Origin of the sequence: Sulfurimonas sp. HSL-1716 (assembly GCF_039645975.1) — a bacterium.
Lineage (GTDB): Bacteria > Campylobacterota > Campylobacteria > Campylobacterales > Sulfurimonadaceae > Hydrocurvibacter > Hydrocurvibacter sulfurireducens.
Map to the genome: position 1 here is coordinate 1,214,541 of NZ_CP147918.1, position 15,151 is coordinate 1,229,691.

Sequence of the window (15,151 nt, forward strand, 5' to 3'; positions counted from 1 at the left end):
TCGCACGAAAGATATATTTTCGCTAAATAGCCCAAAACACGCTTTCAAATAGAACGGTTTTAAAACTATGTCGTGAAATAGTAATATAAAAAAACAAATAGCCAAAGAAAATCCGCTAAATATCTCAAACTCGTCATTCTCTTTGATATACGGCATTGACTTATTAAACACCTCATTGGTTATAATTATGCAAAAAAAATTGGAGAGATATGAAAAAAACGATCGCTTTATCACTTTTATATGCAAATCTTTTCGGATTCGCGGACAACCTCAATACTTTTTCCGCACATTTCGTACAAACGGTAGTGGACGATAAGAACACGACCATAAGATACAGCGGCGATATAAAAGCCAAAAGACCCAATATGGCGATGTGGAACTATGTAGAACCGATCAAAAAAGAGATCTATATCAACAATGAAGATCTCATAATAATAGAGCCGGAAATAGAGCAGGTAATCTTAAAAAAGGTCGGCAATACCATAGCGTTCTTCGAGATGTTAAAACATGCAAAAAAGATCGATAACGAACATTACACGGCAGACTATGAGAATATGAAGCTGCATATACGTATAAAAGGCGAAAAAATCCTCTCTATCACATATTTCGATGAACTAGAAAACAAAGTCACGATAATATTTAGCGATCAGGTCGAGAACAAAGATATAGACGATAAAGAATTTAAAGCGAAGATACCGGCCGATTTTGATGTAATCTACGAATAAGGAATTTTTTTTGCGTGCAGGTAACTCTGCACGCAAAGCCCTAATTAGAGCTTATAGTCTCTGATAAGATTGAAGTTTAGATATTTATAGATATTATCCTCTTTACCGCCGATCTTTTGAGGTACTATGTTCAAGTATTCCTCTTTTGTCGGCAGGTATCCAAGCATCGCACAAACGGCTGCAAGTTCAGCAGAACCGAGATACACTTTTGCATCTTTACCTAAACGATTGTCAAAGTTACGTGTAGAAGTAGAGAATACGACTGCACCGTCACCGACGCGCGCCTGATTTCCCATACACAGTGAACATCCAGGAGTTTCCGTTCTTGCTCCTGCAGAACCGTAAACAGCGTAGTATCCCTCTTCAGTCAGTTGTTTTTCATCCATTCTCGTCGGAGGACAGACCCATAGACGTGTAGGAACGGCGCCCTCGCCTCTTAAAACCTCGCCAAGAGCGCGGTAGTGACCGATATTTGTCATACAAGAACCGACGAACACTTCGTTAATGATATGCGGTCGTTTCGGATCTGCAAGGATCTCGGTCAGTGTTGCGACATCATCCGGATCGTTCGGACAAGCAAGGATCGGCTCAGTGATCTTGTTAAGATCGATATCGATAACCGCTGCGTACTCGGCATCACTGTCAGCTTCCATAAGTTCAGGATTTGCCAGCCACTCATTCATCTTTTCGATTCTTCTAGCGATCGTACGTTTGTCTTCATAACCCGCTTCGATCATCTGTTCTAAAAGAACGATGTTTGATTTGATGTACTCGATCACCGGTTCTTTGTTAAGTTTTACCGTACAAGCCGCCGCACTTCTTTCAGCAGAAGCGTCTGAAAGCTCAAAAGCCTGCTCACATTTAAGATCAGGCAGACCTTCGATCTCTAAGATACGACCGGCAAAAATGTTTTTCTTACCTTTTTTCTCAACTGTTAAAAGTCCCTCTTTGATCGCTTGGTGAGGAATAGCGTTTACAAGGTCACGAAGCGTGATACCCGGCTGTAGTTCACCGCTGAAACGCACAAGAACAGACTCAGGCATTGTAAGCGGCATAGATCCTGTAACACCGGCAAACGCAACGATTCCAGAACCACCAGGAAAGCTGATTCCGATAGGAAAACGTGTATGGCTGTCTGCACCGGTACCGACAGTATCAGGAAGAACCATTCTGTTTAACCAAGAGTGGATAACCCCATCACCGGGACGCAGTGCAATACCGCCGCGAGTAGAGATGAAATCCGGTAGGGTATGGTGCATCTGAACGTCTGACGGTTTTGGATATGCCGCAGTGTGACAGAAAGACTGCATTACAAGATCAGCAGAGAATCCTAAAGATGCAAGTTCTTTGATCTCATCGCGAGTCATAGGACCTGTAGTATCCTGGCTACCCACAGTAGATGTTACAGGCTCACAGTACATACCGGGTTTAACACCCTCCATACCGCAAGCTTTACCAACCATTTTTTGAGCTAACGTAAAACCTTTGCCGTTGTCAGCCGGTTGCTCAGGACGTAAGAAGATATCATCTGTACCCATACCAAGAGCTTCACGTGCTTTAGTAGTAAGACCACGGCCGATGATAAGCGGGATACGTCCGCCTGCACGAACTTCATCGGTAATAGTATTCGGGTTTAATTTAAATGTTGCGATGCATGCACCGTTTTTATGTGCTTCACCTTTATATGGGTAGATAGTAACAACGTCACCTGTTTCCATACCGGTTACGTCTAACTCTAACGGTAATGCACCCGAATCTTCACAAGTAGCAAAAAAGATAGGAGCGATGATACCGCCAAGGACGACACCTCCGGTACGTTTGTTAGGTACACCCGGGATATCGTCACCCATATGCCATTGAACAGAGTTAACACCGGATTTACGGCTTGAACCTGTACCGACAACATCACCGACGTATGCTACCGAATGACCTTTTTCTTTAAGTTGTTTGATCGTCTCGATCGGGTTTTCCATCTTCGCTGCAAGCATAGAGTTTGCGTGAAGAGGAATGTCTGAACGAGTGAATGCTTCAGATGCAGGAGAAAGGTCATCCGTATTTGTCTCACCGGGAACTTTGTAAACCGTAACAGTGATCTCTTCTGCAAGAGCCGGTTTAGAAGTAAACCATTCAGCGTTTGCCCATGAAGTCATAACCTCGGTCGCAGCAGCGTTACCGTTTTTGTGTAACTCTGCAACATCGTTAAATGCATCATAAACAAGCAGTGTGTGTTTTAAAGCTTCTACTGCAGCTTTAACAACGGCACTGTTGCTTGATGTAAGAGCATCGATGATCGGTTTTACGTTGTATCCGCCAAGCATCATGCCAAGGATCTCGACAGCCTGCTGCGGCGCTATTGAGGCAACCTTGACGTTTTCCTGTGCTACGTCGTTTAAAAATGCCGCTTTAACATAAGCAGCGTCATCGACACCCGGAGAGACACGATTCGTCAAGAGATCGACATTAAAAGCTGTATCACCCTCTCCTTTTTTAATCATCTCTATCAACTCGGCTGTTTGTTCAGCTGAAAGTGGAAGTGGAGGGACACCCAACTCTGCACGCTCAGCAACGTGAGCTTTATAATCTTCTATAAAAGCCATTATGACTCCTGCATTTAATTTTATTTCGAAGATTATAGCCAAAAAAGTAAACAGCGAATCTGCTATGTTACAAATCTAAACACTCAATCTTTATGTTCGCAAAAAAATGTTTATTTTAGTAACATAAAACTAGAGTATCTCTCTGATACCTTTAGAATTCGGTTCCGAGAGGATTCCATTTTGTTCCAATTGTTCAATAACGCGGGCCGATCTGTTATAGCCTATTTGAAGTCTTCTCTGCAGATACGAGATAGAGGTTTTTCTCTCAGCCAAGATTATATTTCTCGCTTCTTCATAGAGCGGATCCAACTCTTCGTAAACTTCATCAGAAGCACTTTTGTTCGCATCGTTGTCTTCAAGTAAAAAACTTTTATCATAATCCGGTTCACGTTGAGATTTTATGAACTCTACGATGTTTTCTATCTCTTCTTCCGTACTCCAAGGGGCGTGAAGACGTACAAGACCCGTCGCCCCTGGAGGTGTAAAGAGCATATCTCCGCGCCCTAGAAGCGATTCTGCACCCTGCTGATCAAGAATGATTTTGCTGTCCACTTTCTGTCCTACCCTATAGCTGATACGGGATGGAAGGTTTGCTTTTATGAGTCCCGTTACGACATCGACCGACGGACGTTGCGTTGCCACTACAAGGTGAATACCCGCAGCCCTTGCCATCTGCGCAAGCCTTGCGATTGATTGTTCCACGTCTTTACCGCTTGTCATCATCAGATCTGCGAGTTCATCGATGATAACGACAATGTAGGGCAGCTCTTTTCCGCCCTCTTTTTTCATCTTTTCGTTGTAATTTTCTATATTTTTGGTTCTCGTATCGCTCATCATCTCATAACGGCGTTCCATCTCTACAACCATATTATTGAGCGCTACGACCGCCTGTTTGGCTTTGGTAATAACGGGAGTAAGCAGATGCGGAATATCATTATATATAGAAAACTCCAACATCTTCGGATCGACCATCAAAAGACGAAGATGATCAGGCGAATTCTTGTAAAGAAGGCTGAGTATCATCGCATTGATACCCACACTCTTACCGCTTCCCGTAGTTCCCGCGATAAGAAGATGCGGAAGCTTTTTAAGATCTGTTATAAACGGCTTGCCGACAATATCTTTGCCTAAAACAATGCTGAGCGGTGATTTGGCATTTTGAAACAGATCACTCTCAATAAGTTCTCTCAGGTAGATGGTTTCAACCGTATGATTGGGTATCTCTATCCCTACCACGTCTTTTCCCGGTATCGGTGCTTGGATACGTATGGTCTGAGCGCGAAGAGCCATGGCAAGATCGTCTTGCAGATTTAATATTTTTGAGACTTTTACGTTTGCAGCGGGTTTGAACTCGAAAGTAGAAACAACAGGACCTGCATATGTACGGATAACATCGCCTTCAATGTTAAAATGTGCAAGCTTTTCTATGAGGTCTTTTATTTTATCGTCAAGTTCGGCCTCATCGACCGTATTGGCTTTTGCGGGAGGTTTTTGTAAGAAGTTTACAGAAGGCAATTTAAAGTTTTTCGGTTTTTCCACTCTTCCCTTTTCAATGCTCTCAAGAAGTTTTGCATTCTCTTCAAGTTCATCGACGATAACGGTATTGTTTTTCTGCTCTTTGACCTTTTTTGCGATCGAAACTATCGTTGTCTCGTCGCCTTTAAGATCGTCGGCTTTTTTTATTTCGATCTCGTCCTCATCTTCATCCTCTTCACCGCCGTTTGTCTCGTTTTCTTTTTTTATCAGCTTTATCTCAAAAGGAGCATCTTCGATATCTGCGGAAGCTCTTAGATAAGCAGGCTTGTCCAGCTCGTCGATATCTTCCTCTTCGATCTGCGCATATGTGTCTTCTTCCTGATCCACTATATATTTTTCAGCCTGTTTTTGATTCTCTTTTTTCTCTTTTCTTTCCTGCAAAGCACTTTTGAAGTTTTCAACCCTGTTTAAAAGAGGAGAGATGAATTCATGAAAGCTTTTTTCAAAAAAGATCGTCACCCCGACAGAGGTGGATATGAACCAAAATACCCAAACGCCGAACAAACCGATAAAAGGAGATAAAAACTCTACAAAATCAGCGCCGAACTTACCTCTTAACTCACCTGTAGCCAAAATCCCCTGCAGTATTATAAAAGAGAAAAAAAGCAATACGGACGCCAATGCGACCTCTAAGCGTCTAGCGGTAAATGACGGATATCTGAACTGCACATAAAGAGGATAAAGAAGTAAAAACGGATATACATACGAAAGATACCCGAAATATTTGTGATTAAACAGGGCAAAAGCAGCCCCAAATCTCCCTATGACAGAACCGTCGGCTATAGCCGTCGATACGCCAAGATAGATCAAAATACCAAAAAATATAATAAAAAATGCATTTCGCAATGATAGGTCCTACAACTTAAAATAAAATGGAGTATAGCAAAAAAAGCAGCATCAAAGCTACTTTTATGGCAGTTTGCTAAAGATAATTGACTAAAGAAAGCTTGGATACTTTCGATAGGGATGAATATATAGCCTGATAATTCAACTGCAATTGATTCAGTGTCAATGTTGCATCTGCTATATCGGTATCGATCACATCCGAACGCATACTGGTAGAACTGAGTTTTAGCATCTGTGTGCGGTCGGCAGCAGTTTGCAGTGATTGTGACTGCACACCCGATTTTGCCTGTTCTTTGGACATATGGCTGTTTAGATCGTCGATCATTTGTATAGCGTTTTGTATACCGACATTTCTAAGATCTCCCGTTTGGGTATCCGCTCTCATCTTTTTTTGTTCGACCGATTTGATAACCTCGTCGATCTGAGCGAAAAAATCGGTCTTAGGATCACTGATGGTCAAAGAACTGTTTGCATTGAACTCCAAAGCCGAACCGCCTTTTGTAAAATCGGTACTATTGGCATCATACAGGGAGATATCCGCTTTCGTCGTATTTGCACTGGTCTGCTCGAAGTTTATCTGCCCTTTATTATCGAGCGTGACTACCGAACTGTTCAACGACGACGTTATAGCCGCGTCATATTCCGCATCGGTATTCGTAGTGGCAGGAGCGGTGATCGCAGGAAGGTTGTTGCTAACGATCATATTTATAACGTCGGTTAATTGTTTATAGGTCATGTCATTGCCGTTGACTGCCGTTCTTGGAGTGTCCATGTTATATATAGTATAGTTCGTAGCTCCTCCGTCAAGTGAAAAAGTAGAGCCGCCTTCGGCAAGATCGATCTGAGCATTGAACGGATTACCGTTGATATCTATACCGTCAAGCTTAAGCTGCTGCGTAAGCGCGCTTCCCGCATCGACAAACGGGGAGTATGCAGCGACGTCAGAGAGTTTTGTCTGATCCGTGGCATACGAGTTGTCCGCTTTTACGATCTGCGGAACATTTGACAACAGATGGCTTCCCGACTTCGTGAACTTGGCATTATCGTAATCAATACTGGCGTTTGACGACAAGGCTTTTAAAGGGTTTGAAGCCGCATCATTGGCCGTAAGCTGCATATCTATGTTGTTTTGACCCGATGTCGTAGAAAAATTTATGCGCCCGTTGACAATGGATACATCTAAATCATCCGGTGCGACCTGATACGACGTTTTTAGCGCAGTAACCAGATCCTGAACAGTCGAAGTCGCAGTGACGTTAAAAGTATCGGCATTTGCAGAACCGTCGGTTTTAGTTCCGCCAAACGAAATCGAGCTGATATCGGATCTGAAAACGTCCGTTAAAAGAGTGGACGGAGATACGAGATCGCTAGTCTTTGTTCTCATATCCATATTTAGTATGAAACTATCGGGATTGTATGGGTTTCTTTGCTGTCCAACAGTTGTCTGATATCCCGATATCTCGCTTTTCGTGAACTCCACCACTCTTGTGCCGTTGGAGTTTAAAGTATCTAAGTTCGTAACGGCTCCCGCCGGATCCACGTTTGCAACCATATGAAAGTCGAGTTTCGAACTTCCCGGAAGATTGTCTTGTATCTCGATCTGTCCGTAAGCATTCAAACTCACATTTACCACTTGATTTGCGGACGTATTTCCAAACGCTTTACCTATCTTGTCGATCAGATCTCCTACGGTCTCGTCATCCTTCATATCTATCGTCGTTTTGAAAGTTGACCCGTCATGCTTGGTTCCGCTGATATAAAAATGGTTTTGTGAATTTACCGTATCGACGACATTGTCGTTATCTCCGACAAGATCCCTTATGGTATCGCTTTCTGTGATATATTGCTCTGTTGCCGAACTTCTGGGCTCTGTAGGGTCTACCATGACGTCGGGATAAAGCAGTGTCTGGTTTAGATGTTTGACATTTGTTGTGATCTTTCTTTGTGTCGTGCTCTCTTCGCCTAAAAAGAGATCGGATCCCGAGATGTTATACGCCTGACGGACATTTGAACCTAAAAAGGATGTCATAGAGTCACCGTTTCCGTGATAATCCCCGTTTTGATCAATGGGCTTTTGATCTACCAGCGAACCGGAAAAAATATACTGTCCGTTTACAGAGGTGTTCGCCAGATCTCTCAGGTGGCTTTCTATACCGCGCAGTTCCGATGCAAGAGCCTGCATACTCTCGTCGGAGTTCGCACTTGAAGCTGCCTGAATAAGTTTTGTCTTAAACTGATCGAGAGTTTTTGTAAATTCGCCTATCGTGGAGTCGGTTTGTTGAGAGAATTTTGAACCGCTATTCACGCTCGATATGACTTGATCGAATGTTTTTATTTCGTCGTCCAGTCTTAATGTATCTACAAACGTAGTAGGTGATTCATAGGCATACTGGATTTTAGAACCCGAAGATATCTGCTTGTTGACGTCAAAAAGTTTTTGGGCGATGCCGCTTCTGTCCGGATTTAGGTTTTGATAATACATACTTTGCGTTATTCGCACATCACACCTCCATGTCTCGTGTGTTTCTACTTAATGATCTGCTAAGCAAATTAAGTTCCATAAATTATATAAATCAATTACTCATAAATCGTCAAACAAAATATTTAATTTAAATTTCATTCATTTACACTGTTTTTAAGTTAAATATATATATTATTTCACTCTTGTTGCCACCGTGGTGAAATTGGTAGACACGCCGGATTCAAAATCCGGTTCGCAAGAGTGCCGGTTCGATTCCGGCCGGTGGTACCACTGCAAGAGTATATTTTCTTTCTTAATCATTCAATCAAAATTCTTTCCTTGTATATGTGATGATCGTAAAATTAACACGGGATATTTCAATCAAGTGCGGATTTTGTCCATGAATCTTCCACGTAGTTATTATGATCTCTGTCTTCGTGTTCTTCATCCTCTTTTAGATGGTACACGTTCTCATCGACCGTGACGCAATATATCTCGAACTCCTGAATTGAAGGATTTTGTCTGACGACGACCTCTTCCACTCCAAGAGAGATGGCGAACTTTCTGATCTCCGCCACCGCATTTTTATCGCTTGTCGTGATCTTTACAATCAGATCGCCCTTATACCCGGAATAGGTATGTATGTCGTGAATATCGTACCCGAGCGCATGCTGTATGATCTGTTTTCTTTCCTGTTGCATCATCGGCATTTTCCTCCTGTTTTGGTTCACTTATTTTTTATTTTTTTGTTTATGATCTCTTTTAGCTCTTCGCCATCAACCACCTCTTTTGCTATCAGCTCTTTGGCGACAGCTTCGATGGCCGGCCAAAGTCTTTTGACCTCTTTTTGCGTTTTCTTTTTCGCGTCGTCTATCCACACAAGCATACGGTCTTCTATCTTTTTAGAAAGCAGTTTTTTGTCATAGACCGATTCGATGCCGCTTATATTTATGTATCCGAGCTTTTCATCCATGCCAAAAAGCGCTATGGCCGCATAAACCTGCATACTTGCAACTTCCAAGTCGCTGATAGCACCCGTTTCCATCCCCGATTCGCCGAATTTTTCCATCTTTGCCACTCTGCCTGCAAGCAGTACGCAGACATCATTGAAAAGCTCCTCTTTTGAGGTAGCGTCGATATAATCGTCGTTATGATAAGAGACGAATCCCAACGCTTCGCTGCGCGGCGCTACGGTCACCTGCTCTATTTTGACGTTAGGTAGAAGAACATAGGAAAGTACCGCATGACCCGCTTCATGATAGGCCGTTTTAGCCATAGACGTTTCTATATCGCGTATCTGTTTATTTTCCAGCTTCGTACCGTATTTTATGATGTTTATCTGTTCGAGCAATATCTCTTCGCTCAGCTCTTTTAGGCCTTTTCTGGCGGCATGAAGTGCGGCTTCCTGCCCTATCCTTTTTAGTTCGTTTCCTCCCAGACCGGAGATGTAGCGCACGACCCTCTCAATGTCTATGGCTTCGTCATGAGGTTTTTTCAACACCTCCTGTATGAAAAATCTGCGCGCTTCGATATCGAGCTTAGGCACTTCTATGCGTATGTCGATACGCCCCGCTTTGTTCAGTTCATCAGGGATGTTGGCGATGTCACTGAGCGTCGCAATGGTAAAAACGGGTGAATCGAAGCTTTGAGTGAGCGCATCAAGTTCTTCGACCAAAGGAGTGATATTCATTCTTGAGATAACACCGCTTAAGAATCCCTGTACGTCTATATCTTCGAGTATGACGATAGAAGGAGCCGACCCGTAGGCCTGAGCATATACCTTATGTATCTTTGAAGCATCGAAAAGATCGGCACCGCTTATAACGATATAGGGCATATCGCTCTCATAGGCAAAGGCGCGTGCGAGCAGTTTTTTTCCCATCCCCTGCGGACCGTATAAAAACATCCCTTTAGGAGGCGGCATATCGAAATGTTTCAGCCTCTCGGGCTCTTTTAAAAGTGCAAGAACTTCTAAAAGTTCGTTTTTCACCCTCTGCTGTCCCGCGACATCCTCAAATCGGATATCCGAGACATGCAAGACATCCTCGCTCAGCGTCGTGAGTTTCTCTTCGCTGAAAAATGCGTTCTTTATAAAGCCTTCGACGATACCTTTGCTGTATTTAAGCTCCCATTCGAGCGTGATCCTCTTATGCTGTTTGCTTATTTTTTTCAAAAGAGCGTTCTGGTTTTGCAAAGCTTCGTCCAAAAACAGGATCGATTCGTCCGATACTTTGAACTCTATCTGTTTGACATTGGTATCCATTTTTAACGCATCGTAGATCTTGTCAAACAGTACTTCGGGCAGTTTTTTTATGATATGTCTGGCATTGATATAGGGAGCAAGAGACAAAGTAAGAAGTGAAACAAACTTATCGACATTCGTATATTCGATCTCGATCCCGCTCTCTTTTATAAAACTCTGCGAAGTTTGATGCATGGTTCTTGCCCCTATCTTGATCAGCGTAGTGAGGCTCAAGCGGTTAAACGGTATGACGGTGTGTTCATTGAGAAGAGAGAGCAGTTTTTTGTCGAATGCTTCCTCTTTTACGCCGTTTACCATCATGTATTCACGGCTTAACCTCTCCATCAAGAAGGTATGTGCCTGAAGAGGATCGCTTTTCATCAACTCGCGCAGATCTTGACGCTGTATAAGCAGACCAAGACGCGTCGTCGTCATGATGACGATCACATGGGAAAAATCTTCGCTGCTCTTTTCATCACTCGCGAAAAGCGTATATAGCGAGAGCTGAACTTGAAGATCGGCTTTTTCGATATCTTCAAAGAAAAGTATGCATTTGGGATGTTCTTTCACGAACGAAGTGACTTCCGATTCTATGAGCGGCGAGTTGAGCTGTTCCATCCCTGCGGCAAAATTACCGCTGTACTGGTCCATGTTAAACGTTTTGATGTGTTCTATTTCGCTGTCGGCCTGCAAAAGCAGCTGTGACATATAGTGCTTGCCGCTGTTTGCCAATCCGATAAAAGTAAAAAGGGCTCTCACCCTGTTTTTACTCTTTAGCATATTCGCCTGCATGAGGGTCTTTGTCAGCGTTTTGACAGCATCTTCCTGATCGAAAAGGTTTTCGTTCAAGATCTCTTCTATTTTAGCACTGAATTCACTGCTTTGTTTACCGTTTTTCATTTTCACACCTTCCGTTTTTCATTTACATGCAACAGGACAGCTAACGATTTTAGTATATCTTATTATCCTTGAAAACTTTTAATTTCATAGCTTTTATCAATATTATTGTTTGTCACATCTGCTATACTTTGGGTTTCCTATGATTATGTTAAAATACTTCAGATACAACAACAAAGGCTGACGAATATTGCTTTTTAGATATATATTTTTATTTTTTCTGTTTCTGTCTTCTCTTTACTCCTACACCCTGCAGGAGAACTATGAGACAAAAGGCAGAGATATCTACGCTTCTGACATCATCAAAAACATAGATAAGGATTTTTTGCTCTTTTCCTACGATGAAACGAAACAGATGCTGAGAGTCAACGCAAAAGAGGTGATGAAGATATTCAAAAAAAACGGCTACGTTTTAAAGAACAAAGATGTCAGATATGTAAATTTCAGACAAAAATCTCCCGTAAATATGCAAGACATTACCAATAGCCTGAGAAAAGAGTTCTTGTCAAAATATCCGGATCTGCGGATAAAATCCCTAAAAGTATATCCCCGCTCCTACATAACGGCACTGCCGAAGATATACTCTTTGTCTCTGCAAAGCCAGACCCTGCACAAGAACTACTCCACTGTTTCCATAGTGACACCCGAACATAAAATGATTTTTTTCGATTATATCCTCGATGCGACGATCGACGTCATCATCACGACAAAAAAAATAGACCGCCACGAAGAACTGACATATAAAAACACAAAAATAAAGACCGTAAAATTTACAAGTTTTAGAAACGATCCGGTAACGGATATTAAAAATCATAAATATCAAAGCAAATTTTCACTAAAATCCGATTTTATATTGACCGAGAACGATATCGAGAAGCTGAGTCTCGTTAAAAGAGACGAAACCGTCGTCGCAACTATACATGACGGCGGTTTAAGCATAACATTCAACGCCGTTGCCGTACAAGACGGAAAAGAAGGCGATATAATTGCAATTCGAAAAGCAAACGGGAAAAAACTGATGGCAAAGGTCATCGGAAGAAAGAGAGTCGAGATCCAATGAAAAAAGTCGTCATATCCATCAGCGGCGCAAGCGGCGCGAACCTTGGTTTAAAAGCGTTAAAGCTTCTGCCTGAGGGTATAGAAAAACATCTTATTATCTCCGATCATGCAAAAGTAGTTTTGGATAAAGAGCACAACATCACTATTCATGACGATAAAGAGATAGCCGCAAGCATAGCAAGCGGCAGCTTTAAGGTCGATGCCATGATGATCATTCCGTGCAGTATGAATACGCTTGCAAAAATCTCCTGCGGCATCGCGGATAACCTGACTACCAGAGCCGCCGCGGTTATGATAAAAGAGAAAAAGAACCTGCTTCTTGCTCCAAGAGAGATGCCCTTTTCGCCCATAGCTTTGGAAAACATGCACAAACTTTCGACACTCGGTATTATCATTGCCCCTCCTGTGATGGCCTATTACAGCGAACAGGCGACACTTGAAGAGATGGAAAACTTTATGATCGGCAAGTGGTTCGACCTTTTGGGAATTGAAAACAACTTATACAAACGGTGGGAAAACGATGCATAAAATAGCACTATATCCGGGGACGTTCGACCCTATCACCAACGGACATTTCGACATCATAGAAAGAGCTTTGAAACTTTTTGACGAAGTCATAGTCGCCGTAGCAGATTCAAAAGAAAAAAAACCCATGTTTACGCTTGATGAACGCATAGTAATGGCAAAAGAGGCCACAAAAGAGCTGAAAAACGTACGTGTGGTAGGATTTGACAATCTGACGGTCGAACTTGCAAAAAGTCTTGATGCAACGGTCCTTATCCGCGGATTGAGAGCCGTCAGCGATTTTGAATTCGAACTTCAGCTGGGATATCTGAACAACTCTTTGGACAAGAGCATAGAGACCGTGTATCTGATGCCTAAGCTTCAGCACGCTTTTATAAGCTCCTCCATTGTCAGAAACCTTCTGAAATTTAACGGCAAAACAGAGCATCTGCTCCCCAAAGAGGTTCAAAAAATCATAGGGAGCATGACGTCATGTACATTGCAATAGAGGGTATCGATACCGCCGGAAAAAGCACACAGATCAAAGCACTGGGCGAAAGATATCCGGATGCTCTCATAACAAAAGAACCCGGAGCCACAAGACTCGGCATCAAGCTTCGCGAGATCGTTTTGTTTTCCGAAATCAAGAACCCTGTTTCGGAGCTTTTGATCTTTTTGGCGGACCGAGCAGAGCATATAGCAGAGGTAGTAGAGCCAAATCTTGACAAAACGATCATCAGCGACAGAAGCGTAATCTCGGGAATAGCCTATGCCGATGTCGTCGGACATTTCGAGATAGAAAAGCTGGTAGAACTAAACCGTTTTGCCTGCAACGAAATATTTCCAAAAAAGGCGGTTGTTCTAAAGCTCTCACGGGATGAACTGGCATACAGGCTCTCTCAAAAAGAGCATGACAAAATAGAAAAACGCGGCATAGACTATCTGCTGAGTATTCAAGATTCGCTCATAAAAGCGGCAAAAGCACTGGATATCGAGCTTTTAGAGATAGACGCGTCGCTGCATATAGAAGAGATAACTGACGAGATCGTAAAATTTATAGAGGGAAAAAACTAGATGATACAGTCACTTAGAGGGATGAACGATATAATTGACTCGGCAAGGTTCGAGTATTTTTTAAAAGTAGCCACGAAAATAGCAAAAAATTACGGATTTAGCTATATGGAAACGCCGCTGCTTGAAGAGACGGCTCTTTTTAAACGCTCGGTAGGCGAATCCAGCGATATCGTCGGCAAAGAGATGTACCAGTTCACGGACAAAGGAGACAACGACGTCTGTCTTCGTCCGGAAGGTACCGCAGGGGTCGTCCGCGCGTTCGTACAAAACAAGTTCGACAAAGCCGGCGGAACATACAAGTTTTTCTATCACGGTCCTATGTTTCGTTATGAACGTCCCCAAAAAGGACGTCTCAGGGAGTTTCACCAGTTTGGAGTGGAAAGTTTCGGCGAGGAGAGCGTCTACGAAGATGCTACGATGATCATGATGATCGCAGACATTCTAAATAAACTGGGCATCGGGTACAGACTCAAGCTGAACTCTCTTGGAGACAGCAGCTGCATGCCTGCATACCGCGACGGTCTGGTAGAGTTCCTAGAATCGCATCATGATGAGATCTGCGAAGACTGTCTCAGAAGAAAAGGTACGAATCCCATCCGCGTTTTGGACTGCAAAAACGAAAAATGCCAGGTTCTCTACATCAATGCACCAAAACTCATAAACAGCCTCTGTTCGGGCTGTAACGATGATTTTGAGAAGCTTAAGAGCATACTGATATCAAACAATATCGACTTTGAAGTGGATACGCATCTCGTGCGCGGTCTTGATTACTACTCAAAGACCGCATTTGAGTTCGTGAGCGATAACATAGGAGCGCAAAGTGCCATAGCAGGCGGCGGAAGATACGACAGGCTCGTAGAGTTTTTAGACGGAAAAGCGACTCCAGCCGTGGGTTTTGCCATAGGGATAGAACGTCTTTTAGAGCTTATTAAGATGCCTGAAGAGGAGCGTGAAGGGTATTATTTCGGTGCAATGGACGACGATGCCGTCGAATTGGTCATCTCGCTTGCACAGGCAAAAAGAAAGACGGATAAAGCCTCTGTTTTGTATAAAGCAAGAAATTTAAAAGCTCATCTGAAAAATGCGGATAAGGCAAATGCAAGATTTTGTGCGATTATTGGTGAAAATGAACTAAAAGAGAGTAAAATCTGGATAAAAGATTTGCAGGAAAAAACTGAACGGATCATACCGATCTCGGAGATATGACTTA

At 42.8% G+C, this 15,151-nt stretch carries 11 protein-coding genes and 1 tRNA gene; 7 read left to right on the forward strand and 5 right to left on the reverse strand.

The genetic code is table 11. The features are described 5' to 3' along the window. Nucleotides 1-209 precede the first annotated feature (209 nt). Nucleotides 210-725, forward strand: a complete 516-nt coding sequence (lolA, locus tag WCY03_RS06270; protein ID WP_345991235.1) for a LolA-like outer membrane lipoprotein chaperone — start codon at nucleotides 210-212, stop codon at nucleotides 723-725. A 44-nt stretch (nucleotides 726-769) separates the two neighbouring features. On the opposite strand, the gene acnB is transcribed toward lolA, so the two are convergent. From acnB to flgL, 3 genes are all read right to left on the reverse strand, one after another. Continuing rightward, nucleotides 770-3,322, reverse strand: a complete 2,553-nt coding sequence (gene acnB / locus WCY03_RS06275; RefSeq protein WP_345991237.1) for a bifunctional aconitate hydratase 2/2-methylisocitrate dehydratase — start codon at nucleotides 3,320-3,322, stop codon at nucleotides 770-772. A 129-nt stretch (nucleotides 3,323-3,451) separates the two neighbouring features. Then, nucleotides 3,452-5,704, reverse strand: a complete 2,253-nt coding sequence (locus tag WCY03_RS06280; protein ID WP_345991239.1) for a DNA translocase FtsK 4TM domain-containing protein — start codon at nucleotides 5,702-5,704, stop codon at nucleotides 3,452-3,454. Nucleotides 5,705-5,780: 76 nt separating this feature from the next. Next, nucleotides 5,781-8,204: a flagellar hook-associated protein FlgL gene (gene flgL / locus WCY03_RS06285; protein ID WP_345991241.1), complete on the reverse strand. Its 2,424-nt coding sequence runs from the start codon at nucleotides 8,202-8,204 to the stop codon at nucleotides 5,781-5,783. Nucleotides 8,205-8,373: 169 nt separating this feature from the next. Between flgL and WCY03_RS06290 the strand changes: the two genes are divergently transcribed. Further along, a tRNA-Leu gene (locus WCY03_RS06290) sits at nucleotides 8,374-8,456 on the forward strand. Nucleotides 8,457-8,542: 86 nt separating this feature from the next. Here WCY03_RS06290 and WCY03_RS06295 read toward each other — a convergent pair. Then, nucleotides 8,543-8,875 carry a hypothetical protein gene (locus WCY03_RS06295; protein WP_345991242.1) on the reverse strand — a complete coding sequence of 111 codons (333 nt, stop codon included), beginning with the start codon at nucleotides 8,873-8,875 and terminating at the stop codon, nucleotides 8,543-8,545. Nucleotides 8,876-8,892: 17 nt separating this feature from the next. Continuing rightward, nucleotides 8,893-11,307 carry an AAA family ATPase gene (locus WCY03_RS06300; protein ID WP_345991244.1) on the reverse strand — a complete coding sequence of 805 codons (2,415 nt, stop codon included), beginning with the start codon at nucleotides 11,305-11,307 and terminating at the stop codon, nucleotides 8,893-8,895. A 187-nt stretch (nucleotides 11,308-11,494) separates the two neighbouring features. On the opposite strand from WCY03_RS06300, the gene flgA reads away from it, so the two are divergent. Genes flgA through hisS form a run of 5 tightly spaced genes read left to right on the forward strand, consistent with a single transcriptional unit; the run spans nucleotide 11,495 to nucleotide 15,147 of the window. Beyond that, a complete protein-coding gene (flgA, locus tag WCY03_RS06305; protein ID WP_345991246.1) occupies nucleotides 11,495-12,364 on the forward strand; it encodes a flagellar basal body P-ring formation chaperone FlgA in 870 nt (289 codons plus the stop codon). Continuing rightward, nucleotides 12,361-12,891: a UbiX family flavin prenyltransferase gene (locus tag WCY03_RS06310; protein ID WP_345991247.1), complete on the forward strand. Its 531-nt coding sequence runs from the start codon at nucleotides 12,361-12,363 to the stop codon at nucleotides 12,889-12,891. Before flgA ends, WCY03_RS06310 begins: the two co-directional genes overlap by 4 nt. Next, a complete protein-coding gene (coaD, locus tag WCY03_RS06315) occupies nucleotides 12,884-13,375 on the forward strand; it encodes a pantetheine-phosphate adenylyltransferase (protein ID WP_345991249.1) in 492 nt (163 codons plus the stop codon). The genes WCY03_RS06310 and coaD overlap by 8 nt, the downstream gene beginning before the upstream one ends. After that, nucleotides 13,360-13,941 (forward strand): dTMP kinase, encoded by a 582-nt coding sequence (gene tmk / locus WCY03_RS06320; protein ID WP_345991250.1) that lies wholly within the window; start codon nucleotides 13,360-13,362, stop codon nucleotides 13,939-13,941. The genes coaD and tmk overlap by 16 nt, the downstream gene beginning before the upstream one ends. Beyond that, nucleotides 13,942-15,147 (forward strand): histidine--tRNA ligase, encoded by a 1,206-nt coding sequence (gene hisS / locus WCY03_RS06325; protein WP_345991253.1) that lies wholly within the window; start codon nucleotides 13,942-13,944, stop codon nucleotides 15,145-15,147. Nucleotides 15,148-15,151: the final 4 nt, after the last annotated feature.